A 22,260-nucleotide genomic window follows, 5' to 3' on the forward strand; every position below is an offset into this window, starting at 1 on the left:
GCGGAATTAGCGCATCATCGAATGGCCGGGTGCCGCATTCTGTGCCACCCGGTGCGTCGCGCGTCACAGCACCGAAATGGCCCCCGCCGGACCGATACGCTGCCAGGGCAGTCCCTGTACCAGCGTCGTCACCTGCTCGGGGGACAGCGCGACCCGATCGCCGTACCAGTTACCGGCCCAGTGAAACTTGCCCTGGTTCAGGCGCCGGGCGCACAGCCAGATGCCCAGACCATCGTGAACCAGCACCTTCATGCGGTTGCCGCGCCGGTTGGCGAACAGGTAGGCACAGTGCGGTCGGGCAGCGCCGAACACCTTGACCACCCGGGCCAGCGCCGTGTCGGGACCGGCGCGCATATCCAGCGGTTCGGTAGCCAGCCAGAATTCATCGATGCGGATCACGACAGCAGTTCCCGAAGTAGCGCCCGACAGCCCTGCGCATCCGACACGGGCCACTCGATCGTCACTGTCCCCTGGGGACTCGGTAGCGAGAGGCGAATGCGCTCGGCCTCCTGACGCTGAGTCGCCACCGGGGCTGCGGTGCTGGCTATCGGCACCGGGACAAAGGCCGGCCTGTCGTTCACCGCTTCCCTGCGACGCGCCTCACGGATCCATTTGTGCACCAGGTTGGCGTTCAGGGCATGCGCCAACGCGATGCCGGCCACCGAGGCGCCGGACTGGTGGCACGCTTCGACAATCCTGGCCTTGAATGCGGCGGTAAAGCGGCGCCGCTTGCGAGGCGCCTCCAACACGCTTGACTCACTCATGATAGGTGTCCACTTAAAATAGGTGGGCACCTACTCTCTGAGAAGTCGAGGCTCAGCGGAAGGTGTGTTCAGCGGACGCATACTTACCTAGCTGATGTTACTCCTACCAAAAAGCCCTGAGCACCCGGGAAAGTGAAGGCCACTACGCTGACCGGGTACCTAGGTAAATACTCCCTCGTGGCCCTGACGCCGGTGCTGATTGCCAACTTCCGTGATACCCGCCTGAGCAGTATCGGACATCGTGGACAGTTTATTAGTGCCAATGCCGTGCAGGACGACAGCCAGCGCTGTGGAAGTCGGGGTTGTGTGCATATCAGGCGCCTATTTGCTGGAGAAACAGAGGAAGGGCGCGGGGGTCGAGCAGGATGGTAATCAACACGCCTCCAACGGCGCCGCCAAGATGGGCCTCGTGGGCGAGGCCGCCGACTTGATTTGGCCCACGATTTTGCATGGCGTAGAGCGAGAGTGCCACGAAGCCGATGGCAAACAGGATGGCGGGAATGGGGATGGCAAAGAAGAGATAGAGCATCCGAAAGGGTTCGTATAAACAGAAGGCAAAGAGCACGCCGGTGATGGCGCCCGAGGCGCCGACCGCCGAATAGCGAGCGTTACCGCGCTGGATGATCAGCGATAGGCAGTGGGCCGTGAGTTCGGAACCGAAATAGAGAACCAGGTAGCTGACTGGGCCTAGAACGATCTCGAGCCAGGGGCCGAAAAAATACAGAGTGAGCATGTTGACCAGCAGATGCGCACCATTGGCATGCACGAAGCCCGCGGTCACGAGCCGGTAAATCTCGCCATGGCGCAGAATGCGTTCGGGTTTGAAGGCCAGCCGATCAATGAGTCGAGGATGGCTCTTCAGTGCGTAAATACTGACGATGATGTTGATGACGAGCAGCGCCAGGGTGATTGGCATCTGGGTCAGATCCAGCATGAACAGGTCTCCGCGAGATGGGAATTCAATGCCATCATGGTGTCAGATTGTTAGGATGCGGTCTTGCAAGTACGTTGAAGTATGCCCTTTGAGTATTCGGTCGCGTTGAATTCACCTATGCATCTGCGCCGCAAAGGATGAATTATCGGTATGCTGCTGACCACTCTGGTGGCCTGCGCCGACGACAAGCCCGCCGAAATACCATTATCGATATTGGCATCGCAACGAGCGGCTTACGAAGACAAACGCGTTGCTACCCAGAGGATGATCTTTGAAACGCCGCGTCACTACTGGATCGAGGATGAAGGCCTGAAGCGGGTGAAGGTGTTTCCTCAGGAGCGCATCGCGCCTTATCTGGGTGAGCAGATCCGTATCGTCGGCCGATTCCAGTATGGGCAAAACGAAGGGTGCAAGCTGGAAATGACTGATCGCTGCTGAAGTTGACGTCATCTTGAACGCAAAACAAACGCCTGCCCATGTGGCCAGGCGTTTTGCATTTACTACCTAGTACAAAGGTTAGAAGTCACTCCACTCCTCGACTTCTTCCCGCGCAGGCTGTCTAGCCGACACCTGTTTCAGGATAGAGGAGGGCGCTGGGTTCTTGGTTTTGATGTCTTGCGTGACGGTAGTGGTCTCTTCACCCAGTACGAAGGAGTTGATCAAGTTGCTGAGCTGCAGGGCGTGACGGCGCATGTCTGCAGCGGCAGTGGAGGATTGCTGGACCATGGCTGCGTTCTGCTGAGTCATGCTGTCCATTTCCATCACGGCCATATTGACCTGACTGATGCCGCTGCTCTGCTCCCTGGTGGCGGCGCTGATCTCGCCGATCACGTCCGTGACCCGGGCCACGCTGGCGACGATCTCTCGCATGGTCTGGCCTGCATTGCGCACTAGCTCCGCGCCGGACCTGGTATGAGAAGTCGAGGTATCGATCAGAGTGCGAATCTCCCCGGAGGCATTGCTTGAACGACTGGCCAGCGTACGCACTTCCTGGGCGACTACCGCAAAGCCACGGCCATGTTCGCCGGCCCGAGCGGCTTCCACGGAGGCATTGAGTGCCAGGATATTGGTCTGAAAGGCGATGGCATCGATCATGGTGATGATTTCACCGATCCTGGTGGCGGAGGCGTTGATATCCTCCATGGTGCGCTCGACCTGACTCATGGCCGCTTCACCCTGGCGCGCTACATCCGCGGTGGACTGCACCAGCTGGTTGGCCTGCTGCGCGGAATCCGCGCTGTGATTCACCGTGGAGGTGATCTCTTCCATGGAAGCCGAGGTTTCCTGCAGATTGGCCGCGGCCTGCTCGGTGCGCGTGGCCAATTCTTCACTACCCTGCGCGATATCGCCGGCGGCTCGATTGACGCTGCGAGTACTGCTGCGCACTTCCTTCAGCGTGTTTTGCATGCGTCCGACGAAGGCGTTGAATTGGCGTGCCAGCTCGCTCAGTTCATCGCGCCCTTTGTCGTTTAGTCGACGGGTCAAGTCTCCTTCACCCGCGGCGATATCGCTCATTGCCTGGGTGGTACGCTGAATCGGACCAACGATAGTACGTGATAACCACAGCGCTAGCGCCAGGCCAACCCCCATTGCCAACGCGGCAATCAGCAGCGCCGAATTGCGCGCCAGCATCGACGTGGCAATATAGGTTGAACGGTCCATGGCGATCTCGACTACACCGATAGGCTCTCCAGCGTAGTCCTTGACGAGCGAGCCCATCACCGCCACCGGCTTATCCGCGACGGTGGTGTAATAAATTGGACGCTCACCGTTCAGAGCGGCTTGCTGAATGGCTGCGGGTAGTAGCGATTGCTTACCCACCGTTGAAGCGAAAGGCACCAGGCCTTCTTCCCTCAGGATTTGCAGGCCGGCTTCGACACCATATTGCTCGCCAAAATTTTCGAAGAAGGACTGTCCGAAACTCATGCCGAATTCAAGAGAGCCAACATGCCCCCCCTGATGAAATACAGGTACAAGACCGCGGATTCCCAGGCCGGCCACTCCCAGGTCCAGACCGGAAACAGGTTGCTTAGAGCGGTTGGTCTCTACGATAGTCGGACGAAGATCACTGAGGTCATCACCGAATTTTTCGGGTTTATGTACCCGCAGGAATGAGGTGGCTGGGGGCAAATGAAACTGGAACTGTTTGACACCATAGCCTTCACTTAGCGCCTTGAATCCAGATTGAAAAAGAGCCGCCAGTCGATCGCGCTGCCCGTTGGCTAATGCCTCACCCACCTCAGGAATCCCGGTCACCAAGGTACTCATCGTGGTGGCCAAGCGGGCTTCGGCATCAAGCGATGCGGTGAGACTGCCATTCAGAGCAGTGAGTTCTCTGTGCTCGGCTTCCTGAATGACCTTGTCTATACGGTTCAGAAGGAAGGTCACGATGATGGCAATGGCCAATGAAAGAACGATTGCGAAGCCGGTAGTCACGCGCAGCCCGATAGAATAGCTGTTCAGTCGCATTTCGGTGGTCTCTTATAAAGTGTTGACAGCACTCAGCGGTAAATATGTCATGTGTCGTTTCGGGGTGGTTTACCTCTTATCGGCTTCTCGCACTTTGTCTTTAAGGAATTACTGACAATTCAGCCCCCCGCGAGCGGTGAGGACGATCTCAATGAGCAAGCGCGACACCTGACCCACCAGGCAAGGTATTGCCATGACTCACTACTATCACCACCTCTACGCTAAAGATCGCGCTGCCATAAGGATCGACGTCAACAGATTCCCGACCTGGTCAGTATTCATATGCACCCGCCCGAGGTCGAAGATCGTCCGATGCCGAGCCACCACGGCAACCGCGACAGCGATCGGGTTCAGTGACAAGCTCAATGAGGTGCCGCGTTCACTGCACCTGTCCATGGCCTACGATCAGGGCAGAGGAATGACGAAGCATGCCGAGATTACCCAGAAGACGGGAACGGCGATCTACTTTGCGGGTCCTCATGGCCCCTGGCAACGGGGCTCAAAGCGGATGGCCGCCCCCGAAAAAACCAATGGGCTGTTACGGCAGTACTCGCCGAAGGGCACGGACTCGTCGGCCTACAGTCAGGAAGAACTCGATGCGATCGCCCGGTCAAGGATCCCGTTACCCGCAAGCCGTAGCCGTTTTGTCCTTCAAGCATAGCGCCCTGATTCACTTCGCGGTGAGCCAGGCCACGATGGCGATACTCAGAATAAAAGTATTCGCTGGCCAGGCAGAGGGTTATCCTGCCATCCAATGGAGGCAAGATTCATGAGCTAGGTCCAATATGCTTCAGATTGATGGCCAGGGTTTCGCCACTTTATGCACAGTTTGCTAACTCCTTTGGTGATGAGCAATCTCAGAAAACCAATATCTATTGACTTGAAAAGGATTCCATCGTGAATAAAACTGTTTTGATCACTGGCGCGACGTCCGGTATGGGCAAGGAAACCGCGCTGCTGCTGGCCGAACACGGATATACCGTCTATGCCGGCGCAAGAAATGCCAGTCAAGAATTAATGGAAGAGGCCGAAAAACGCGGTGTCAAAATTAATACCGTGCCCCTCGATGTACAGGATACAGCGTCCATTCAGAAAGCCGTCCAGCATGTCATGGCCAAGGAAGGTAAGATCGATGTTTTGGTAAACAACGCAGGTTTCGGGCTTCTTGCGACGCTGGAGGAAGGGACGGATGAGGAAATATTCCAGCAATTCGATGTGAATGTCTTTGGTCTCATCAAGATGACCAGGGAAGTCCTCCCACATATGCGGGAAGCGCAAGGTGGTGTGGTGATCAATATTTCTTCCTTCTTGGGAAGGATGGGGCTCCCCTTGCTGTCGCATTACAATGCCAGCAAATATGCCGTCGAGGGTATTACCGATTCCTTGAGGTTTGAGGTGGCTCCCTTTGGTATAAGAGTGCACTCTGTACTGGCGGGCTTGTTTGGAACCAACTTCGTGAAAAAAGGCCTTGTCGCCAACAGCCGGACGACCAGCGAAGACTCTCCCTACAAAGAGCTGGTGTCTCATTTCGTTCCAATTGTGGCTAAGGCAATCAACGACGGTCCTGATCCTCTGCCTATCGCGCAGGCCGTGAAGAATATTATCGAGAATGATGCTAGCGATATAGCCGTTGAGGTTGGCAAGGAGTCAGAGCAGTTCGTGCCAATGCGCAAAAGCATGGATGACAAAGCATTCGAAGAGAAGGTAAAGGAAATTTTTGGCTTATAAGCAGGGTCGGGGAAAACGACCTGCTTTGCACAGGTCGCCGGGTTACCTCGATGGTATGGCAGTCTATTTCACGATATAGACTGCCATGATCACGAGGCTCTCTTCTTGCTTTCATAATCACTCCGGCCATAAGGCGTCCATACTGAAGGAAAGAGACGCAGGGTGAGAGCGTGAACAAAAATTAACCGGTTCAACACGTGCACTTTCCTCCGGATGGCCCGATGTGGTTTGGTGAAGGCTTTTGCGAACCCGACCATGAGCCTCACTGTTCTTGCCCAGCACCTGTCCAGCATCACCGATATGCGTCAGGCGGCCAAAATCACTTATCCGCTGTTCGATAGCCTGTTTCTGACCGTCACCGCTGTCATTGCAGGCTGTGAAGGCTGGGAAGAAATCGAAGATTTTGGGCATGCTCGGCGCGATTGGCTAAAACGCTATGGCGACTACGAGAACGGTATTCCGATTCATGACACCATCGCCCGGGTGATGAGCCGGATTGATCCCGAGGCGCTGCAAGGCGCCTTCATCCAGTGGATGAAGGAGACCGAAGCACACGCGCAACGTCAGGTCATTGCCGTGGATGGCAAAACCCTGCGCAGTTCCTGTCGCCCCGGGAATCGGCAATCGGCCATTCCTATGGTCAGCGCTTTCGCGACGACCAATGGTGTGGTGATGGGCCAATGGAAGACCGATGAAAAATCCAATGAAATCACTGCCATCCCTGAGCTGTTGTCCTTACTGGACCTCCAGGACAGCCTGGTGACGCTGGACGCAATGGGCTGTCAGCAGACGATCGCGCAGACCATACTCGACCAAAAGGGCGACTACCTGCTGGCCGTCAAGTGAACTGGACCCCGAAATTTGGACAGGTGCCTAAGCTCTGATTCATCATCTCCCTCAGGAGGAGAATCATGAGCAAGAAACGCCAACAGTACAGCGCTTCATTCAAGTCCAAGGTTGCCCTGGCCGCTCTCAAGGGTGACCAGACCACTTCCGAGATCGCCGCCCGTTTCCAGATCCATCCGACCATGGTCAGCACCTGGAAACGCGAGCTGCTGGAAAATGCCCCTGACCTCTTCGAAGGCAAGAAGAAGGCTGGCAAGCCGTCCAACGAGCCCAACACCGATGAACTCTATCGCGAGATCGGCCGGTTGACGGTGGAACGCGATTTTTTATCGCGCAAGCTCGATCAGTAAGTCGTCGACGCCGGTTGGCGATGATCGAGCGCGACCACCCTGATATCAGCATGACGCGCCAATGTGAATTGCTCAAATTGAGCCGCTCATCGGTGTACTACCGTCCTCGGCAACAGCGTCAGAAGGATTTGAATCTCATGTATCTACTTGATCAGCAACATCTGGAAACGCCGTATTACGGGTCTCGCAAAATGCGGGCGTTCCTGCAGCGCCAGGGCTATCAGGTAAACCGCAAGCGAGTCCAGCGACTGATGCGCACCATGGGCCTGCAGGCGGTATACCCGCGTCCGAGAACCAGCATTCCCGGCGAGGGGCACAAGGTTTATCCCTACCTGCTCAAAGGGCGCCGGATCGACCGGCCCAACCAGGTGTGGGCCGCCGATATCACGTATGCGCCGCTGGCCCGGGGCTTCATGTACCTGGTGGCCATCATGGACTGGCACACTCGCAAGGTGCTGTCCTGGCGCGTCTCGAACACCCTGGACGCTGACTTCTGCGTTGATGCTCTGGAGGAGGCCCTGCAACGTCATGGAACGCCGGAAATCTTCAACACGGATCAGGGTGTCCAGTTCACCAGTGAAGCCTTCACCGATGTTCTCAAGCATCATGGCATCCGGATCAGCATGGACGGCAAGGGCTGCTACCATGACAATATCTTCGTGGAACGCCTCTGGCGCAGTGTCAAACATGAGTGCATCTACCTCACCGCCTTCGAGGATGGGCGACACTTGAGACAGGCGCTTAACCGGTACTTCCGGCACTACAATCAGGAGCGGTTCCATCAGAGCCATGATTATCAAACACCCGACGAGGTGTATTACCAGCCATCCGTGACCCTGGCAGCTTGAGCCGGGTAAACAAAGAGGTCAGAGCTTAGTAACACCTTCAAGCTGTCCAGCTGATGGGGTCCACCTCAAAGGGCAACCAGAAGGCGTTACAGCAGGTTGTTCGCATCGCTTTCGACCCGAGCGGCGAACCTGGTCATCGTCAGATTGAAAACGGTCACGGCCGCCAGGAATACCGTGAGTATCGTGACCTCGCCGCCAGCGAGGTTCCCGAACTCCCGGACTGGCCCGGCCTGAAAACGATGGGTATGGCCTTGCGTTACCGTCGTAACCAGGCGGGTCAGGAAGCGCTGCAATACCGCTACTCTGAAGTACAGGTTCATTCGCCGCATCATTTGCGATGGTCTTAATTACGGTGGATCGATTAGTATCGGCGCAAGGGTACAGGTCGCCATGTTGGTCGCCAGGGGTTGGACTTCATCGGTAAGCGTCCGCTTTTAACGACGCCTTTCCTCAAGAACTTCCTGTTCCCGCAAGAACTCGATCACTAGATTGAGATAACCCTCCCAATCCGGCGGACAATCGTTATGCTCGCAGTCCCAGGCCAGGAATTCGGCATCGGCCGTCTCCGCCAATCGCCGGCCATGCCGGAACGGAATCATCCGGTCCTGCCGACCGTGTGCCAGCAACACCGGCCCCTCATAGACTCGCAGCGCCGTTTCGTTGTCGAAGTGATCGCGCACCAGCCATCCCGGCACCGCGTAGGAACGTGCCATGGCCGGCACACTGATGAACGTGGATTGGAGCACGATCGCAGCCAGTTGACGACGATGCGACAATGCCGCGATCGCTCCGCCGCCTAACGACCGCCCCATGCCGACAATGCGCCCAGCACTCACATCCGAGCGCGCCGCCAACCAGTCATAGGCGTCGATAAATACCGCCGTCAAATTCGCCTGCGTGGGCGTCCCGGTGGACCGCCCGTAACCGGGATACTCAACCAGCAGCACATGCAATCCGGCTTCGCGCAACGAACCGAACTGCTCAGCCAGCTCGTCAATGAACTCGCCATTGCCATGAGCAAAGATAATCGCCGGCGCGGCGCCTGTTTCCGGCGGCGGTGTCGCGGGCAGCAGCCAAGCCTCCGCACGCACGTCAACCACATCGAACCAGACCGTCTCGGAACCACTTGGCGGCTCGGGCCTACCAGTCGGATACATACCAGTGCCGGGAAACAGCATTGCCCGCTGCTGGGAATAAAGCAGCGCCAGCCACGCCCCATACGCAAGCAGCGCGATCGCGAGTATCCACACTAGCATCCGAATCAAATCAACTCCTCGTCCAAGTGTCAGGATCCATTAGATGTAAGGCCCCGGATGATCGATTAGAGGTATTTCGTATCCGAGGCTGCCCGGCGCCTGATACAGGAAGCAGGCGTAGAGGAACGGCAGCGGCACCGATAGCGCCAATACTTAAACACAAAAAAAACCAGGACCCGCCTAAGCGAGTCCTGGTGTGCGAAACCTTTCTAATCTAGAGCGATCAGAGCGGCTTGATGTTCGCGGCTTGGAGGCCTTTCTTGCCCTGGGTGACGTCAAAGGAAACTTCTTGACCGTCTTGCAGGGACTTGAAACCCTCTGCCTGAATTTCGGAGAAGTGGGCGAACAGATCATCACCGCCGTCGGCGGGAGAAATGAAGCCAAAACCTTTGGTGTCGTTGAACCACTTGACTGTGCCAGTTGCCATTTTCGAGATCCTTACGCATTGAGCGCTTATTTACGATTGCCGGGCGTTACCCGAGATGCAGTGAGTAAAACAAGGGAGATATTCACCAGGCTACCGAATGATTCGATTACAACTGACGATATGCTACTTCTTGCTAACTAACTGTGCGCACCTTGCCATGTTGATGAGGTAGGGTCAACGCCTTTGTGAGAAAGAACCAGAAAAATCCGCCCCGACGTGGCGGAGCGGATGAGAGGAGCAAAAAAGCCGAAGTCGCGCTCAGCGCTTGATCATGCGGTAGATCACTAGCAGCACGATGGCGCCCAGCACCGCGATCACGAAACTGCCGAAGTTGAAACCGGTGACTTCGCCGAAGCCCAGCGCGGTGCCGATCCAGCCGCCGACGAAGGCGCCGACGATACCGATGATGATGGTGACGATAAAGCCGCCCGGGTCTTTGCCGGGCATGATGAGTTTGGCGATGATGCCGGCGATCAGGCCGAATACTATCCAGGCGAGAATTCCCATGGTGTCTCCTTACGGTTGGGTTGCGTGACTCAGCATGGCTCGATTGAGTTCGTTTTCGCAAGTATCCAGAGGATGGCGAATATTTCCGCACCGGCCACCGAACCGTTACACTGATGGAATAACCCTTGAGTACGCCGGGACGCCGACGATGCATTGCCCCTTTTGCGGTACTTACGAAACCAAGGTAACGGATTCGCGCCTGGTGGCGGACGGTGATCAGGTACGTCGCCGCCGCCAGTGCCTGTCCTGCGGCGAGCGCTTCACGACTTACGAGACCGCGGAGCTGATCATGCCGCGGGTCATCAAGGGCGATGGTTCTCGAGAGCCCTTCGACGAGGCCAAGCTGCGCGCCGGCATGCTGCGCGCCTTGGAAAAGCGTCCAGTCAGCGTCGAATCCATCGAGGCGGCGGTGGAGCGCATCCGTCAGCGGCTGCGGGCGCGAGGGGAGCGGGAGGTCGAGGCGATTGCCATCGGTGAGGAGGTCATGCAGGCGCTCAAGCGTCTGGATCAGGTGGCTTATATCCGTTTCGCCTCCGTGTATCGGCGTTTTCAGGATCTCGACGAGTTTCGTGCGGAGATCGATCGGCTTGCCCAGGAACCCAGTTTTGCGCCTGGCGACGACCATGAGAACGATCCATGAATTCTCCTGCTATGTGGATGGCCCGCGCCCTGCGTCTGGCCTACCGAGGCCTCTACACCACCGATCCCAATCCCCGGGTGGGCTGTGTTCTTGTCAAGCAGGACCGGCTCGTGGGAGAGGGCTATCACAAGCGTGCCGGCGAGCCTCATGCGGAGATCAACGCGCTGCGTCAGGCGGGCGATAACGCCCGGGGCGCTACCGCCTACGTCACCCTTGAACCCTGCGCGCATCACGGTCGTACCGGGCCTTGTGCCCAGGCGTTGATCGATGCGGGTGTCACGGAAGTCGTTGCCGCCATGCAGGATCCCAACTCGCAGGTGGCGGGCAAGGGGTTCGCCCAGCTTGAGACAGCTGGAATCATGGTAGGTTGGGGGTTGCTGGAAGAAGAAGCTCGAGCGCTCAATCCGGGCTTCATTTCCCGTATGAGTCGGGGGCGGCCCTACGTTCGCCTGAAGATGGCCATGAGTCTGGATGGCCGTACCGCCATGAGTTCCGGAGAATCCCAGTGGATCACCGGTCCGGCGGCGCGTACCCAGGTGCAGCGACTGCGAGCGCGCTCCAGCGCGGTGGTCAGCGGTATCGATTCGATCATCTTCGACGATTCCCGATTGACGGTGCGGGCAGAGCAGCTGCAGCTCAACGACGCGGAATCCATCGCATCCCGTCAGCCGCTGCGGGTGATACTCGACTCTCACTTGCGTATGCCCCTGGCCGCTGCCTGCCTGCGAGAGCCGGGACGTACCTTGGTGATGACCTGTCAGCAAGATGATGATCGTCGCCAGTCCTTGATCGAAGCCGGTGCCGACGTCGTTGTGCTGCCCGCTGGTAAAGATGGCCGTGTCGGCTTGGTCGCTCTGATGGAATACCTGGCCAGCGAGGAGCAGATCAACGAGGTGCTGCTGGAAACCGGCGCGACCCTGGCCGGGGCGATGCTGGATGAGGAGTTGGTGGATGAGATGCAGCTGTTTCTGGCGCCGACGTTATTGGGTGGTGAGGCCCGACCGCTATTCGCTCTGCCGGGGCTGGAAACCATGGCCCAGAGGCGCGGGCTGGAGATCATCGATATTCGCGCGGTGGGGAATGACTGGCGAATCACTGCGCGACCGAAGCCCGCTGGCGCTTCCCGCCGCGCCTAGGCTATCTATGGCGCCCGACGCCGCGCCTAGGTAAGCTAAGCGCCACTTATGGCTATACCTATTCAGTTATTCGGAGAACCCATGGCGCTTTCTTCCAATGATTCCGCGAGCCGGGAGCCGACGTCCGGAGAAGAGTCGCCTTCATCCGGTCAACTGGCGCGCATCGAGGCGCTGGTAGAGGACATTCGCCAAGGCAAGATGGTGATCCTGATGGATGACGAGGATCGCGAGAACGAAGGCGATATCATCATGGCCGCGGAAAAGGTCGAGGCCGCGCATATCAATTTCATGGCTCGCCATGCTCGTGGGCTAATCTGTCTGCCGATGACCCGGGAACGCTGCGAGCGGCTGCGGCTGCCCCTGATGGTGCGGGATAACGGCTCCGGTTTTGGTACCAAGTTCACCCTGTCCATCGAGGCGGCGGAAGGCGTCACCACGGGGATTTCCGCCGCGGATCGCGCCCGTACCGTGCGGGCTGCGGTAGCTCGGGGCGCCAAGCCGGAAGACATCGTTCAGCCCGGGCATATCTTCCCCTTGATGGCGGAGCCCGGCGGCGTGTTGCGCCGGGCCGGGCACACCGAGGCCGCCTGCGATCTGGCGGCCATGGCCGGTCTCGATCCCAGCGGCGTGATCTGTGAGATCATGAACGAGGACGGCAGCATGGCACGCCGTCCGGAATTGGAACGCTTCGCCGCGGAGCACGGTCTGAAGATGGGCACCATCGCCGATCTGATCCATTACCGCATCCACAATGAACAAACCGTTACTCTTCTGGAAGAGATTCCGGTTACCACTGCTCAGGGCGAACTGACACTGAACGTGTTCCGCGACAGCATCCAAGGCATGCACCATCTGGCGTTGGTCAAGGGCGAACCGAGTCCGGACGTTGTAACCACGGTGCGGGTGCATCTGGTGGATACCCTGCGCGATGTTCTGGGATTGGTAAAAGAAGGTGGGCAGAGCTGGCGCGCTCAGGAGGCATTGGCGGAGATAGCCAAGGTGGAGTGTGGCGTATTCGTGCTGCTTGATGCAGCGCAGCCGGCGCAAGATCTGAAAGATCAACTGGAACTGTTTCTCGAGCGTAAGCGCGCGCCGCGCTCCAGCGCCTCGGATGGTGCCGGCAACTATCTGACCATTGGTACCGGTTCGCAGATACTGCGACAGCTTGGCGTTGGAAAAATGCGCCTTTTGAGCTCGCCCTGGAAGTTCTCGGCCCTATCCGGTTTCGATCTGGAAGTGGTGGAACAGCTAGCCCCTTGAGAGAATTACACGATTTTAATAAGTCATACGACTCGTTTGTTAAGCTTTGCGAGTCGTTACGAATCAGCAGGATAGTAGAACATGCAACCGATTTCCCAGCTCGAAGGCAGTTTCGTCGATGTGGACGGCCACTACGTCATCGTGGTCGCCCGCTTCAATCATCATGTGGTGGATAGCCTGGTAGAAGGTGCTGTGGATAGCCTGGTGCGCCACGGCGTGGATGCGGCGAACATCGATATCGTTCACGTACCCGGCGCTTGGGAGCTGCCGCTGGCGGTCAAGCGTGCCTTGAAGGTAGTCCGGCCGGACGCGGTGATCGCCCTGGGGGCAGTGATTCGTGGCGGAACGCCGCATTTCGAATACGTTGCCGGCGGCTGTAACGCGGCCTTGGGCAATCTCCAACTGGAGTTCGATACGCCCATCGCCAACGGCGTACTGACGGTCAACTCTATTGAGCAGGCTATCGAACGTGCCGGCACCAAGGCCGGCAACAAAGGAACGGATGCGGCCATGGCCGCCATGGAAATGGTCTCGTTGTTGAAAGGCTTCGAGGAAAAAGAACCGCGCGACCAGGCGAATCAGAGCGAGCGTGGGGCATGAGCCGGGATCAAGAACCCGTCTCGGCGAAGCCACGGCGCAAGCCCTCGCGGAATCAGCTGGCTCGTCACGCGGCTCGGGAGCTGGCGGTGCAGGCGCTTTATCAATGGCAGATGACCGGCAAGTCCGCCAGCGCCATCGAGGCGGAGTTTCGTACCCAGGTAGCGGACGAGGATCTCGAGGATCACGAGAACTGGCGCAAGGTCATGGAGATCGCCGATATGGCGCTATTTCACGCCTTGCTGAACGGTGTAGTCAGGGAGCGCGAAGCGCTGGATGGCGCCATCGCGCCGCTGCTCGATCGGCGTCTCGTTGATCTGGACCGCATCGAGCTGGCCATTCTGCGCCTGGGCGCCTTCGAACTCATGAAAAGCCTCGAGGTGCCTTATCGCACCGTCATCAACGAAGGCGTCGAGCTTGCCAAATCCTTCGGCGCCACGGACGGTCACAAGTACGTCAACGGCATTCTCGACAAGCTGGCGCGCCGCCTGCGTTCTACCGAGATCAGCGCGCGCCGCTGAGCGCCGTACTGTCTATTCTTATGTCCAGTTCCGCTTCCAAAAGGCCCAATCCTCGACGCCCCGGCGAATTCGAGCTGATCGCCCGCCACTTCACTCGCAAGCCCCGCCACCCAGGCGTGGTGGTGGGTGTAGGAGACGATTGCACGCTGTTGTCCCCCACCCCGGGCTATCAGCTGGCGGTCAGCGTCGATACCTCCGTGGCGGGGGTGCACTTTCCCCTAGACGCTCCCGCCCAGGCCATCGGCCATCGGGTGCTGGCGGTCAGCTTGAGCGATCTGGCCGCGGTGGGCGCCCGGCCTCGCTGGTGTCTGATGTCCCTGACCCTGAGCGATGCGAACGACGACTGGCTTGCCGCCTTCGCTAGAGGATTCGACGCGCTTTGCCGGCGAAGCCAGGTGGATCTGGTAGGCGGCGATGTCACCAAGGGCCAGCTTGCGGTCGGGGTGACCGTGCATGGAGAAGTGCCTCCCGGCGAAGCGCTGTTGCGCAGCGGCGCCCGGGCCGGCGACGCGCTGTTCGTCACCGGCTGCCTGGGCGGCGGTCAGGGCGGGCTCAAGGCCTGGCAGGCCGGAGAGCGGGACCTTGCGCACCCCTTGCTGGCGGCCTATCTGCTTCCGGAACCCAGGCTTGCCGCAGGGCAGGCGCTGCGCGGCCTGGCCAGCGCCGCCATCGATATCTCCGATGGGCTGCTCGCGGATCTGGGGCATATCTGCCATGCCTCGCAACTCGGCGCGGAGCTGGATGAAGCCGCGCTGCCGCTGTGCGAGGGGCTGGTGGAATGCCTAGGCGAAAAGGACGCCATGAGAGCGGCGTTGACCGGTGGCGATGAGTACGAACTGCTGGTCAGCCTGCCCAAAGCTGCCCAAAAGGAAGCACGGGAGCGCTTATCCGTGCTGGGCCTGTCGCTGACTCATATCGGCGTTTTGTCGTCCCGGCCCGGGATACGCGGCGTCAGCGCTTCCCATGCGCCGGGCTGGCAGCATTTCGGCACGGATCAGTCCGGGGAGGCTTCATGAATCGCGCGCCTCCCACGACCTGGCGTCGGCCGACTCACTTCCTGGCCTTTGGCCTGGGCAGCGGTGCGGCACCCTGGGCGCCGGGTACCTTCGGCACCCTGGCGGCGATTCCCTTCTACTGGCTGATGACCGATCTGCCTCTGGGCTGGTATCTGGGTATCGTGGTGCTGGCATTTTTCCTGGGTGTCTGGCTGTGCGAGCGCACCTCCCAGGATCTGGGTGTCCACGATCATTCCGGCATCGTCTGGGATGAGTTTGTCGGCTACTGGATCACCATGGCTGCGGTACCGTTTTCCTGGCCGGCAGCGCTCTGGGGGTTCGTGATATTTCGTATCTTCGATGTCTTCAAACCCTGGCCGGTACGCTGGGCGGATCGGCGCGTGACCGGTGGATTCGGCATCATGATCGATGATGTGCTCGCGGGCATCTATGCCTGGAGCACGATTCACCTGTGGCTCTGGCTGCATTGATATACGTCCATACGAAAAAAACGACATCGTCATGGTCAATACGACGATGAAAATAAAGGAGACGACATGGGCAAGAAAGGTTGGATCTTGGGGGCGGTAATTCTAGTGGGAGGCAGTTATCTGGTTGGGCAGGCGGTGTCGAGCCATATATTCGAACGAGAATTCGATCAGGCGATCGACAGCTTGAATACCCGCAGCGATCTGCGTATCGAGCGCCGGGATGTCGAGCCCGGCTGGTTTTCCTCCAGTGGAATGCTGCGAATCACGCCCCTTGCACGGAACGACTGGCGTGCCACTTTTCCCTATCGCGCCAACCATAGCGTATTTTTCACCTCGATCGAGGGCGAGTTCGAGCTGGATTTCAAAGAGCCCCAGGATCAAGAGGAGGGCGGCCAGACGATTCGGCTGACGGAACTGCTCGGCGCGGATCCGATCGCTTGGCAAGCGGATTATCATACGTTAACCGGGAAAACGAAGGGCAAACTACTGCTCGAAGAATTCTCCAATCAGACCAGCGCGGGCTTTATCGAGGGCAAGGGCGCGACGATCACCTTGAATGGAAATCAAGACGACATGATGCTGGAGGGCGCCATTGCCCCCTGGAGTTTCAGCGACAAGGCGACGATTCTCGAACTGGCGGAAATCACCTTTGCCTCCAATTACCGTCAGGAGAACGAGGGGAAAGAAACGTTCACCCAAGGGCATCTGGCGCTGGAAGGCGCTCAACTGCAGCAGCCTGGCGGGCCGGAGGTCGAGATCGACGAGCTGCGCTATGAGGGAACCGCCGAGCTTGGCGCCGAGAATCTGGAGCTGTCTTCTCGTCTTTATCTCAGCGAGATGCGGGTAGACGGTCAGCTCGCGCTCGCGGGAGATATCGATTTCAGTCTGACCCATATCGATGCCGCCGCCTATCGGGACTTCGAATCCGCGTTGCGTCAGGAACTCGATCTCTATGGTCGCCGTCATTCCCAGGCCTCGACGGATGAAGCCTTTTTGAGTGACCGGGACATGAAGGCGATCCTCGAGCGTCTCGAGCCTCAACTCCTGGCAATGCTGGCAAACTCGCCGCGCTTGACCCTGGAAAAGCTCAACGTCACCAGTCCGCTGCTGGATATTCGCAGTCAACTGTCCGGCGAGCTGCGTTTCACGGCGGAAAACAGCCAGGCGCTTTCTCCCGCCGAGCTGCCGTCTCTCGAGGAACTGCGGCGCTGGCAGCGTCATTTGAACGGCCAGTTCCTGTGGCAAGGCGTCCCCGCACTGATGGCGCTTCAGCTGGGGTTATCCCTGGATAACGAAACGATAGAAATTACCATCGACGATGGCCGCGTCTCCCTGGACGGTCAACCGCTGCCGCCGCTGCTTTGATATTTCCCTGAGCGAGTGGCGGGTCACCCGTCTCGCCGTTGGCTTGAAGTTCGGCTTCCTCGCCCGCATTCCCTGTTGCAGACGGTCAAAAGGCCTGGATGGTCACAAGGCCCTTAACGAACAGGAAGGAAGATGAACGAACGCGACGATCCTCAGGACGACCATTTCGACTATAGCGACAGCCTCAAGGGTGAAAGCTCCCACAACGAAATCTATCAGCACGGCGAAGACGACAAGCCCGAACAGGGGCGTTCCATGGTGCCCACTCGGGAATACCTGCCGGAGCGTATCTATCTGCTGCCGATCCACAACCGACCTTTCTTTCCCGCCCAGGTGCAGCCACTGGTGATTCATCGCCCGCGCTGGGAGGATACCATCGAGCGGGTCGGCAATACGCCGCATCATACCGTGGGTCTGGCCTTCGTCGGTGATGCGGAAATCGACGAGCTGGAATCCAGCCACTTCCCCGAGATCGGTACCGCGGTGCGCATGCACAAGGTGCAAGGGGAAGACGACAAGATCCAGTTCATCGCCCAAGGGCTGCAGCGCTTCAGGATCCAGCGCTGGCTTTCCAGGAAGCCTCCCTATCTGGTGGAGGTCAGCTATCCCAAGGAGCCGGTCAAGGCGGATGAGGATGAAACCCGCGCCTACGCCATGGCGCTGATCAACGGCATCAAGAATCTGCTGCCGATCAATCCGCTTTACGGGGAGGAGCTCAAGCATTATCTCAATCGCTTCAGCCCCCACGAGCCCGGCCCGCTTTCCGACTTCGCCGCGGCGATCACCTCCGCCAAGGGACCGGAGCTGCAGGACGTGCTCGAGACCCTGCCGATCATGGCGCGCATGCAGAAGGTACTGCCGCTGCTGCACAAGGAGATCGAGGTCGCTCAGCTGCAGAACGAGATCAGCGAGCAGGTCAATGCCCAGATGCAGGACCGCCAGCGGGAATTCTTCCTGCGCGAACAGCTCAAGGTGATCCAGCGGGAGCTGGGCATCTCCAAGGACGATCGGGAAAACGACGTGGATACCTTTCGGGCGCGGCTGGAAGGGCTGACCGTGCCGGAGCGGGTGATGTCGCGCATCGACGAGGAACTGGACAAGCTCTCGGTGCTGGAAACCGGTTCCCCGGAATACGGCACCACCCGCAACTACCTGGACTGGTTGACCGCGCTGCCCTGGGGCGTCACCAGCGACGATCAGCTCGATCTGCCTCGAGCGCGCAAGGTGCTGGATCGGGATCACGACGGCCTGGAGGAGGTCAAGGACCGCATCATCGAGTTCCTCGCGGAAGGTGCTTTCAAGGGCGACGTGGGCGGCTCGATCCTGCTGCTGGTAGGCCCGCCCGGGGTCGGCAAGACCTCCGTGGGCCGCTCCATCGCCGAGGCTCTGGGTCGCAAGTTCTACCGCTTCTCCGTGGGCGGCATGCGCGACGAGGCGGAAATAAAGGGGCACAGGCGCACCTATATCGGCGCCATGCCCGGCAAGATGGTCCAGGCCATCAAGGAGGTCGAGGTCGAGAATCCGGTGATCATGCTCGACGAGATCGACAAGATGGGTCAGTCCTTTCAGGGCGATCCTGCCTCGGCGCTGCTCGAGGTACTCGACCCGGAACAGAACGTGGACTTCCTCGATCACTATCTGGATGTGCGTCTGGATCTGTCCAAGGTGCTGTTCGTTTGTACCGCCAACACCCTGGACAGCATTCCCCGTGCGCTGCTGGATCGCATGGAACAGATCCGACTTTCCGGCTATATCGCCGAGGAAAAATATGCCATTGCCAAGCATCATCTGTGGCCGAAGCTGCTGAAGCGAGCCAATATTCCCAAGAAGCGCATCAATCTGACCAGCGGAGCGCTCAAGCAGGTGATCGAGGGTTATGCCCGGGAAGCCGGGGTGCGTCAGCTGGAGAAACAGCTGCATCGCATCGTGCGCAAGGCGGCGGTCAAGCTTTTGGAAAGCGATCAGGAAAGCGTCAAGATCACCGTCGGCAATCTGGAAGAATTCCTCGGCGCCCCGCTGTTTCGCAAGGAGGAAGTGCTGCAGGGCGTCGGCGTGGTCACTGGGCTGGCCTGGACCTCCATGGGCGGCGCCACGCTTCCTATCGAAGCCAACAAGGTGCACGCCCTGGATCGCGGCTTCAAGCTCACCGGCAAGCTCGGCGACGTGATGCAGGAATCCGCCAATATCGCCTACAGCTATACCTTAGGGCATTTGGGGGAGTACGGTGCGGACGCGGATTTCTTCAACGAGGCCTTCGTGCACCTGCATGTGCCGGAAGGTGCCACCCCCAAGGACGGCCCCTCCGCCGGTATCAGCATGACCACGGCGCTGATTTCCCTGGCCAGGAATCAAGCCATCGACCGGCCCCTGGCGATGACCGGCGAGCTGACCCTGACCGGCCAGGTCCTGCCCATCGGCGGCGTGCGGGAGAAGATCATCGCCGCGCGCAGAAGCGGTATCTTCGAGGTGATCCTGCCAGAGGCCAACAAGCGCGACTACGAGGAACTGCCGGACTTTCTCAAGAAAGGCATGACGGTGCACTTCGCCAAACGTTATCAAGATGTGGCCAAGGTGGTTTTTGGCTAGCCTCGAGGTGAGAAGTGTCTTGAGCGGTACCATGTCTTGTATGCGGTCTTGCATGCGCTATATGTTTCACATGCATTGGCGCAGGACATGATGAGGTGGACCCCATCAGCTGGACAGCTTGAAGGTGTTACTAAGCTCTGACCTCTTTGTTTACCCGGCTCAAGCTGCCAGGGTCACGGATGGCTGGTAATACACCTCGTCGGGTGTTTGATAATCGTGGCTCTGATGGAACCGCTCCTGATTGTAGTGCCGGAAGTACCGGTTAAGCGCCTGTCTCAAGTGTCGCCCATCCTCGAAGGCGGTGAGGTAGATGCACTCATGTTTGACACTGCGCCAGAGGCGTTCCACGAAGATATTGTCATGGTAGCAGCCCTTGCCGTCCATGCTGATCCGGATGCCATGATGCTTGAGAACATCGGTGAAGGCTTCACTGGTGAACTGGACACCCTGATCCGTGTTGAAGATTTCCGGCGTTCCATGACGTTGCAGGGCCTCCTCCAGAGCATCAACGCAGAAGTCAGCGTCCAGGGTGTTCGAGACGCGCCAGGACAGCACCTTGCGAGTGTGCCAGTCCATGATGGCCACCAGGTACATGAAGCCCCGGGCCAGCGGCGCATACGTGATATCGGCGGCCCACACCTGGTTGGGCCGGTCGATCCGGCGCCCTTTGAGCAGGTAGGGATAAACCTTGTGCCCCTCGCCGGGAATGCTGGTTCTCGGACGCGGGTATACCGCCTGCAGGCCCATGGTGCGCATCAGTCGCTGGACTCGCTTGCGGTTTACCTGATAGCCCTGGCGCTGCAGGAACGCCCGCATTTTGCGAGACCCGTAATACGGCGTTTCCAGATGTTGCTGATCAAGTAGATACATGAGATTCAAATCCTTCTGACGCTGTTGCCGAGGACGGTAGTACACCGATGAGCGGCTCAATTTGAGCAATTCACATTGGCGCGTCATGCTGATATCAGGGTGGTCGCGCTCGATCATCGCCAACCGGCGTCGACGACTTACTGATCGAGCTTGCGCGATAAAAAATCGCGTTCCACCGTCAACCGGCCGATCTCGCGATAGAGTTCATCGGTGTTGGGCTCGTTGGACGGCTTGCCAGCCTTCTTCTTGCCTTCGAAGAGGTCAGGGGCATTTTCCAGCAGCTCGCGTTTCCAGGTGCTGACCATGGTCGGATGGATCTGGAAACGGGCGGCGATCTCGGAAGTGGTCTGGTCACCCTTGAGAGCGGCCAGGGCAACCTTGGACTTGAATGAAGCGCTGTACTGTTGGCGTTTCTTGCTCATGATTCTCCTCCTGAGGGAGATGATGAATCAGAGCTTAGGCACCTGTCCAAATTTCGGGGTCCAGTTCATGAGTATCGCTCTTGCGATGAAATCGTTACTAAAAAAAACTCATGGCAACATGGAAATGGAGTAGTCTGAGCAGATATTTTTCGTATAAGAAATGACTTATACTTGACTCGATAGTAAGCATGGAAAAAAATGAACTTCAAGTCTTATGCTGAACTCAGTAGCGATATTCTCAACAGTATCAATAAAGTGCAGCATAAGGGCTATGACCTGATTGTTGCCATTCCTCGAAGTGGCGTAATTCCTGCTTATATGCTTAGCCTTTCGCTTAATATCGACTGTGCCATGTTAAATGAGTTTATTGCAAACTCGAGACTGGTAAAAGGCAGTATAAGAAGGACTAGAAAACAAATACACAATGCCTGGGACGCCAAAAAGGTATTGATCGTCAATGACAGTGTCGATACCGGTAACTCCATTGCCAAGGTGCTTGAGCAGATACCCGAAGACTGTCCCTGTGAAATAACTACCTTGGCGGTATACGGTAATGCCACTGGTCTATCCAAGACGGACATCTGTCTACAATACCTGGCTTCGCCTCGAGTATTTCAGTGGAACATGTGGCACTGTGGCGCCTTGCGAAGAGCCTGTATCGTCCTGGACGATGTGATTTTTAATTGGCACAACGAGAGCTGCGACAAGGAGAAGGAAGGCTTGGTATCTGTCGATAAGTTCAAGCCCCTTGTTCTGCCTTCCTACAAGATCCACTCCTTGATCACCAGACAGCCCGAGCGCTATCGAGAAGCGATTGAGAACTGGCTTTCTCTCCACGGAATAAGCTACGACAACTTGATCATGGCGAATGCCGATGGAGATACGGCTCGAGATTATCAAGACTATCGCAATTTAAAAGCTGAATACTATAAACAGAATCCAGAACTCAATTTTTTTGTGGAAAACGATTTCGATCATGCGGTGTATATCGCGAAGGCGACGGGAAAAAGTGTTTTTTGCACGCAGATCAATGACACGATAAAGCCTCCTGTAGAGGCTGTCATCAAATATGGTAAAGCGAATTTTTTCAGGACAAATTTCGTCAGGATGAAGAAGCTGATAAAAAATCACTCACTTCGCAGTGAGTCCAATTGATTTTAGAAAGCTACTGATCTTCCTCAATATCTTGATGAATAGGCGAGTTCCGCAAGCGCGGCCAAAATGGCTGGGTAGGACGCGCGGATTTGG

General features: G+C 58.0%; 23 protein-coding genes and 1 pseudogene. 15 read left to right on the forward strand and 9 right to left on the reverse strand.

The window, feature by feature from the left end:
• Window positions 1–63: 63 nt before the first annotated feature.
• From tnpB to FGL86_RS08825, 3 genes are all read right to left on the reverse strand, one after another.
• Window positions 64–399: an IS66 family insertion sequence element accessory protein TnpB gene (gene tnpB / locus FGL86_RS08810; protein WP_222433786.1), complete on the reverse strand. Its 336-nt coding sequence runs from the start codon at window positions 397–399 to the stop codon at window positions 64–66.
• A complete protein-coding gene (gene tnpA / locus FGL86_RS08815; protein WP_147184217.1) occupies window positions 396–764 on the reverse strand; it encodes an IS66-like element accessory protein TnpA in 369 nt (122 codons plus the stop codon). The genes tnpB and tnpA overlap by 4 nt, the downstream gene beginning before the upstream one ends.
• A 313-nt stretch (window positions 765–1,077) precedes the next feature.
• Window positions 1,078–1,698 carry a rhomboid family intramembrane serine protease gene (locus tag FGL86_RS08825; RefSeq protein WP_147184218.1) on the reverse strand — a complete coding sequence of 207 codons (621 nt, stop codon included), beginning with the start codon at window positions 1,696–1,698 and terminating at the stop codon, window positions 1,078–1,080.
• Between the two features lie 150 nt (window positions 1,699–1,848).
• Between FGL86_RS08825 and FGL86_RS08830 the strand changes: the two genes are divergently transcribed.
• Window positions 1,849–2,136, forward strand: coding sequence for a hypothetical protein (locus FGL86_RS08830; protein WP_147184219.1), 288 nt, complete (start codon window positions 1,849–1,851; stop codon window positions 2,134–2,136).
• A gap of 78 nt (window positions 2,137–2,214) precedes the next feature.
• On the opposite strand, the gene FGL86_RS18125 is transcribed toward FGL86_RS08830, so the two are convergent.
• A complete protein-coding gene (locus FGL86_RS18125) occupies window positions 2,215–4,167 on the reverse strand; it encodes a methyl-accepting chemotaxis protein (protein ID WP_246131773.1) in 1,953 nt (650 codons plus the stop codon).
• Window positions 4,168–4,410: 243 nt separating this feature from the next.
• Here FGL86_RS18125 and FGL86_RS08840 point away from each other — a divergent pair.
• The 4 genes and pseudogenes from FGL86_RS08840 to FGL86_RS08855 form a co-directional block, all read left to right on the forward strand.
• A pseudogene (locus tag FGL86_RS08840) lies at window positions 4,411–4,813 on the forward strand (IS30 family transposase); the annotation flags it as partial.
• Window positions 4,814–5,064: 251 nt separating this feature from the next.
• Window positions 5,065–5,895, forward strand: a complete 831-nt coding sequence (locus FGL86_RS08845; RefSeq protein ID WP_147184220.1) for an SDR family oxidoreductase — start codon at window positions 5,065–5,067, stop codon at window positions 5,893–5,895.
• A 255-nt stretch (window positions 5,896–6,150) separates the two neighbouring features.
• A complete protein-coding gene (locus FGL86_RS08850) occupies window positions 6,151–6,741 on the forward strand; it encodes an ISAs1 family transposase (RefSeq protein WP_186764503.1) in 591 nt (196 codons plus the stop codon).
• A 65-nt stretch (window positions 6,742–6,806) separates the two neighbouring features.
• Window positions 6,807–7,939 (forward strand): IS3 family transposase gene (locus FGL86_RS08855; RefSeq protein ID WP_425468303.1). Its coding sequence is split into 2 segments (ribosomal slippage): window positions 6,807–7,062 and window positions 7,062–7,939, totalling 1,134 coding nucleotides; the frame shifts between segments, so codons are not numbered across the junction.
• An 86-nt stretch (window positions 7,940–8,025) separates the two neighbouring features.
• On the opposite strand, the gene FGL86_RS08860 is transcribed toward FGL86_RS08855, so the two are convergent.
• The 4 genes from FGL86_RS08860 to FGL86_RS08875 all read right to left on the reverse strand — a co-directional run bounded on the left by FGL86_RS08860 (window position 8,026) and on the right by FGL86_RS08875 (window position 10,129).
• On the reverse strand, window positions 8,026–8,259 hold the full coding sequence (locus tag FGL86_RS08860; RefSeq protein WP_147184222.1) for a hypothetical protein: 234 nt from the start codon (window positions 8,257–8,259) through the stop codon (window positions 8,026–8,028).
• 114 nt (window positions 8,260–8,373) lie between these two features.
• Window positions 8,374–9,195: an alpha/beta hydrolase gene (locus tag FGL86_RS08865; RefSeq protein WP_246131793.1), complete on the reverse strand. Its 822-nt coding sequence runs from the start codon at window positions 9,193–9,195 to the stop codon at window positions 8,374–8,376.
• 223 nt (window positions 9,196–9,418) lie between these two features.
• Entirely contained in the window at window positions 9,419–9,622 is a 204-nt protein-coding gene (locus tag FGL86_RS08870; protein ID WP_147184224.1) for a cold-shock protein, read from the reverse strand.
• A 258-nt stretch (window positions 9,623–9,880) separates the two neighbouring features.
• Window positions 9,881–10,129: a GlsB/YeaQ/YmgE family stress response membrane protein gene (locus FGL86_RS08875; RefSeq protein ID WP_147184225.1), complete on the reverse strand. Its 249-nt coding sequence runs from the start codon at window positions 10,127–10,129 to the stop codon at window positions 9,881–9,883.
• 148 nt (window positions 10,130–10,277) lie between these two features.
• Between FGL86_RS08875 and nrdR the strand changes: the two genes are divergently transcribed.
• The 9 genes from nrdR to lon all read left to right on the forward strand — a co-directional run bounded on the left by nrdR (window position 10,278) and on the right by lon (window position 19,720).
• Window positions 10,278–10,769: a transcriptional regulator NrdR gene (gene nrdR, locus FGL86_RS08880; protein WP_147184226.1), complete on the forward strand. Its 492-nt coding sequence runs from the start codon at window positions 10,278–10,280 to the stop codon at window positions 10,767–10,769.
• Entirely contained in the window at window positions 10,766–11,905 is a 1,140-nt protein-coding gene (ribD, locus tag FGL86_RS08885) for a bifunctional diaminohydroxyphosphoribosylaminopyrimidine deaminase/5-amino-6-(5-phosphoribosylamino)uracil reductase RibD (RefSeq protein WP_147184227.1), read from the forward strand. The genes nrdR and ribD overlap by 4 nt, the downstream gene beginning before the upstream one ends.
• A gap of 81 nt (window positions 11,906–11,986) precedes the next feature.
• Complete coding sequence (gene ribBA, locus FGL86_RS08890; RefSeq protein ID WP_147184228.1) at window positions 11,987–13,165, forward strand: bifunctional 3,4-dihydroxy-2-butanone-4-phosphate synthase/GTP cyclohydrolase II; 1,179 nt, start codon at window positions 11,987–11,989, stop codon at window positions 13,163–13,165.
• 81 nt (window positions 13,166–13,246) lie between these two features.
• Entirely contained in the window at window positions 13,247–13,765 is a 519-nt protein-coding gene (gene ribH, locus FGL86_RS08895; RefSeq protein WP_147184229.1) for a 6,7-dimethyl-8-ribityllumazine synthase, read from the forward strand.
• The gene (gene nusB / locus FGL86_RS08900; RefSeq protein ID WP_147184230.1) at window positions 13,762–14,283 is read left to right on the forward strand and encodes a transcription antitermination factor NusB; all 522 of its coding nucleotides are present in this window, start codon (window positions 13,762–13,764) and stop codon (window positions 14,281–14,283) included. The genes ribH and nusB overlap by 4 nt, the downstream gene beginning before the upstream one ends.
• A 20-nt stretch (window positions 14,284–14,303) precedes the next feature.
• Entirely contained in the window at window positions 14,304–15,299 is a 996-nt protein-coding gene (gene thiL / locus FGL86_RS08905; protein ID WP_147184231.1) for a thiamine-phosphate kinase, read from the forward strand.
• On the forward strand, window positions 15,296–15,769 hold the full coding sequence (locus FGL86_RS08910; RefSeq protein WP_147184232.1) for a phosphatidylglycerophosphatase A family protein: 474 nt from the start codon (window positions 15,296–15,298) through the stop codon (window positions 15,767–15,769). The genes thiL and FGL86_RS08910 overlap by 4 nt, the downstream gene beginning before the upstream one ends.
• A gap of 66 nt (window positions 15,770–15,835) precedes the next feature.
• Window positions 15,836–17,134, forward strand: a complete 1,299-nt coding sequence (locus FGL86_RS08915) for a DUF945 family protein (protein ID WP_147184233.1) — start codon at window positions 15,836–15,838, stop codon at window positions 17,132–17,134.
• 132 nt (window positions 17,135–17,266) lie between these two features.
• On the forward strand, window positions 17,267–19,720 hold the full coding sequence (gene lon / locus FGL86_RS08920; protein ID WP_147184234.1) for an endopeptidase La: 2,454 nt from the start codon (window positions 17,267–17,269) through the stop codon (window positions 19,718–19,720).
• A gap of 159 nt (window positions 19,721–19,879) precedes the next feature.
• Here lon and FGL86_RS08925 read toward each other — a convergent pair.
• Window positions 19,880–21,012 (reverse strand): IS3 family transposase gene (locus tag FGL86_RS08925; RefSeq protein WP_425468303.1). Its coding sequence is split into 2 segments (ribosomal slippage): window positions 19,880–20,757 and window positions 20,757–21,012, totalling 1,134 coding nucleotides; the frame shifts between segments, so codons are not numbered across the junction.
• A 198-nt stretch (window positions 21,013–21,210) separates the two neighbouring features.
• On the opposite strand from FGL86_RS08925, the gene FGL86_RS08930 reads away from it, so the two are divergent.
• Window positions 21,211–22,167, forward strand: coding sequence for a phosphoribosyltransferase family protein (locus FGL86_RS08930; protein WP_147184235.1), 957 nt, complete (start codon window positions 21,211–21,213; stop codon window positions 22,165–22,167).
• Window positions 22,168–22,260 lie beyond the last annotated feature (93 nt).

Source organism: Pistricoccus aurantiacus, from assembly GCF_007954585.1.
Lineage (GTDB): Bacteria > Pseudomonadota > Gammaproteobacteria > Pseudomonadales > Halomonadaceae > Pistricoccus > Pistricoccus aurantiacus.

Coding starts and splice junctions, on each gene's coding strand:
- FGL86_RS08870 (WP_147184224.1), bottom strand. CDS start 9,622: ATGGCAACTGGCACAGTCAAGTGGTTCAACGACACCAAAGGTTTTGGC.
- ribD (WP_147184227.1), top strand. CDS start 10,766: ATGAATTCTCCTGCTATGTGGATGGCCCGCGCCCTGCGTCTGGCCTAC.
- nrdR (WP_147184226.1), top strand. CDS start 10,278: ATGCATTGCCCCTTTTGCGGTACTTACGAAACCAAGGTAACGGATTCG.
- FGL86_RS08850 (WP_186764503.1), top strand. CDS start 6,151: ATGAGCCTCACTGTTCTTGCCCAGCACCTGTCCAGCATCACCGATATG.
- nusB (WP_147184230.1), top strand. CDS start 13,762: ATGAGCCGGGATCAAGAACCCGTCTCGGCGAAGCCACGGCGCAAGCCC.
- lon (WP_147184234.1), top strand. CDS start 17,267: ATGAACGAACGCGACGATCCTCAGGACGACCATTTCGACTATAGCGAC.
- FGL86_RS08825 (WP_147184218.1), bottom strand. CDS start 1,698: ATGCTGGATCTGACCCAGATGCCAATCACCCTGGCGCTGCTCGTCATC.
- FGL86_RS08915 (WP_147184233.1), top strand. CDS start 15,836: ATGGGCAAGAAAGGTTGGATCTTGGGGGCGGTAATTCTAGTGGGAGGC.
- FGL86_RS08910 (WP_147184232.1), top strand. CDS start 15,296: ATGAATCGCGCGCCTCCCACGACCTGGCGTCGGCCGACTCACTTCCTG.
- FGL86_RS08930 (WP_147184235.1), top strand. CDS start 21,211: ATGAACTTCAAGTCTTATGCTGAACTCAGTAGCGATATTCTCAACAGT.
- ribBA (WP_147184228.1), top strand. CDS start 11,987: ATGGCGCTTTCTTCCAATGATTCCGCGAGCCGGGAGCCGACGTCCGGA.
- FGL86_RS08875 (WP_147184225.1), bottom strand. CDS start 10,129: ATGGGAATTCTCGCCTGGATAGTATTCGGCCTGATCGCCGGCATCATC.
- ribH (WP_147184229.1), top strand. CDS start 13,247: ATGCAACCGATTTCCCAGCTCGAAGGCAGTTTCGTCGATGTGGACGGC.
- tnpA (WP_147184217.1), bottom strand. CDS start 764: ATGAGTGAGTCAAGCGTGTTGGAGGCGCCTCGCAAGCGGCGCCGCTTT.
- FGL86_RS08830 (WP_147184219.1), top strand. CDS start 1,849: ATGCTGCTGACCACTCTGGTGGCCTGCGCCGACGACAAGCCCGCCGAA.
- thiL (WP_147184231.1), top strand. CDS start 14,304: ATGTCCAGTTCCGCTTCCAAAAGGCCCAATCCTCGACGCCCCGGCGAA.
- FGL86_RS18125 (WP_246131773.1), bottom strand. CDS start 4,167: ATGCGACTGAACAGCTATTCTATCGGGCTGCGCGTGACTACCGGCTTC.
- FGL86_RS08860 (WP_147184222.1), bottom strand. CDS start 8,259: ATGAACCTGTACTTCAGAGTAGCGGTATTGCAGCGCTTCCTGACCCGC.
- FGL86_RS08865 (WP_246131793.1), bottom strand. CDS start 9,195: ATGCTAGTGTGGATACTCGCGATCGCGCTGCTTGCGTATGGGGCGTGG.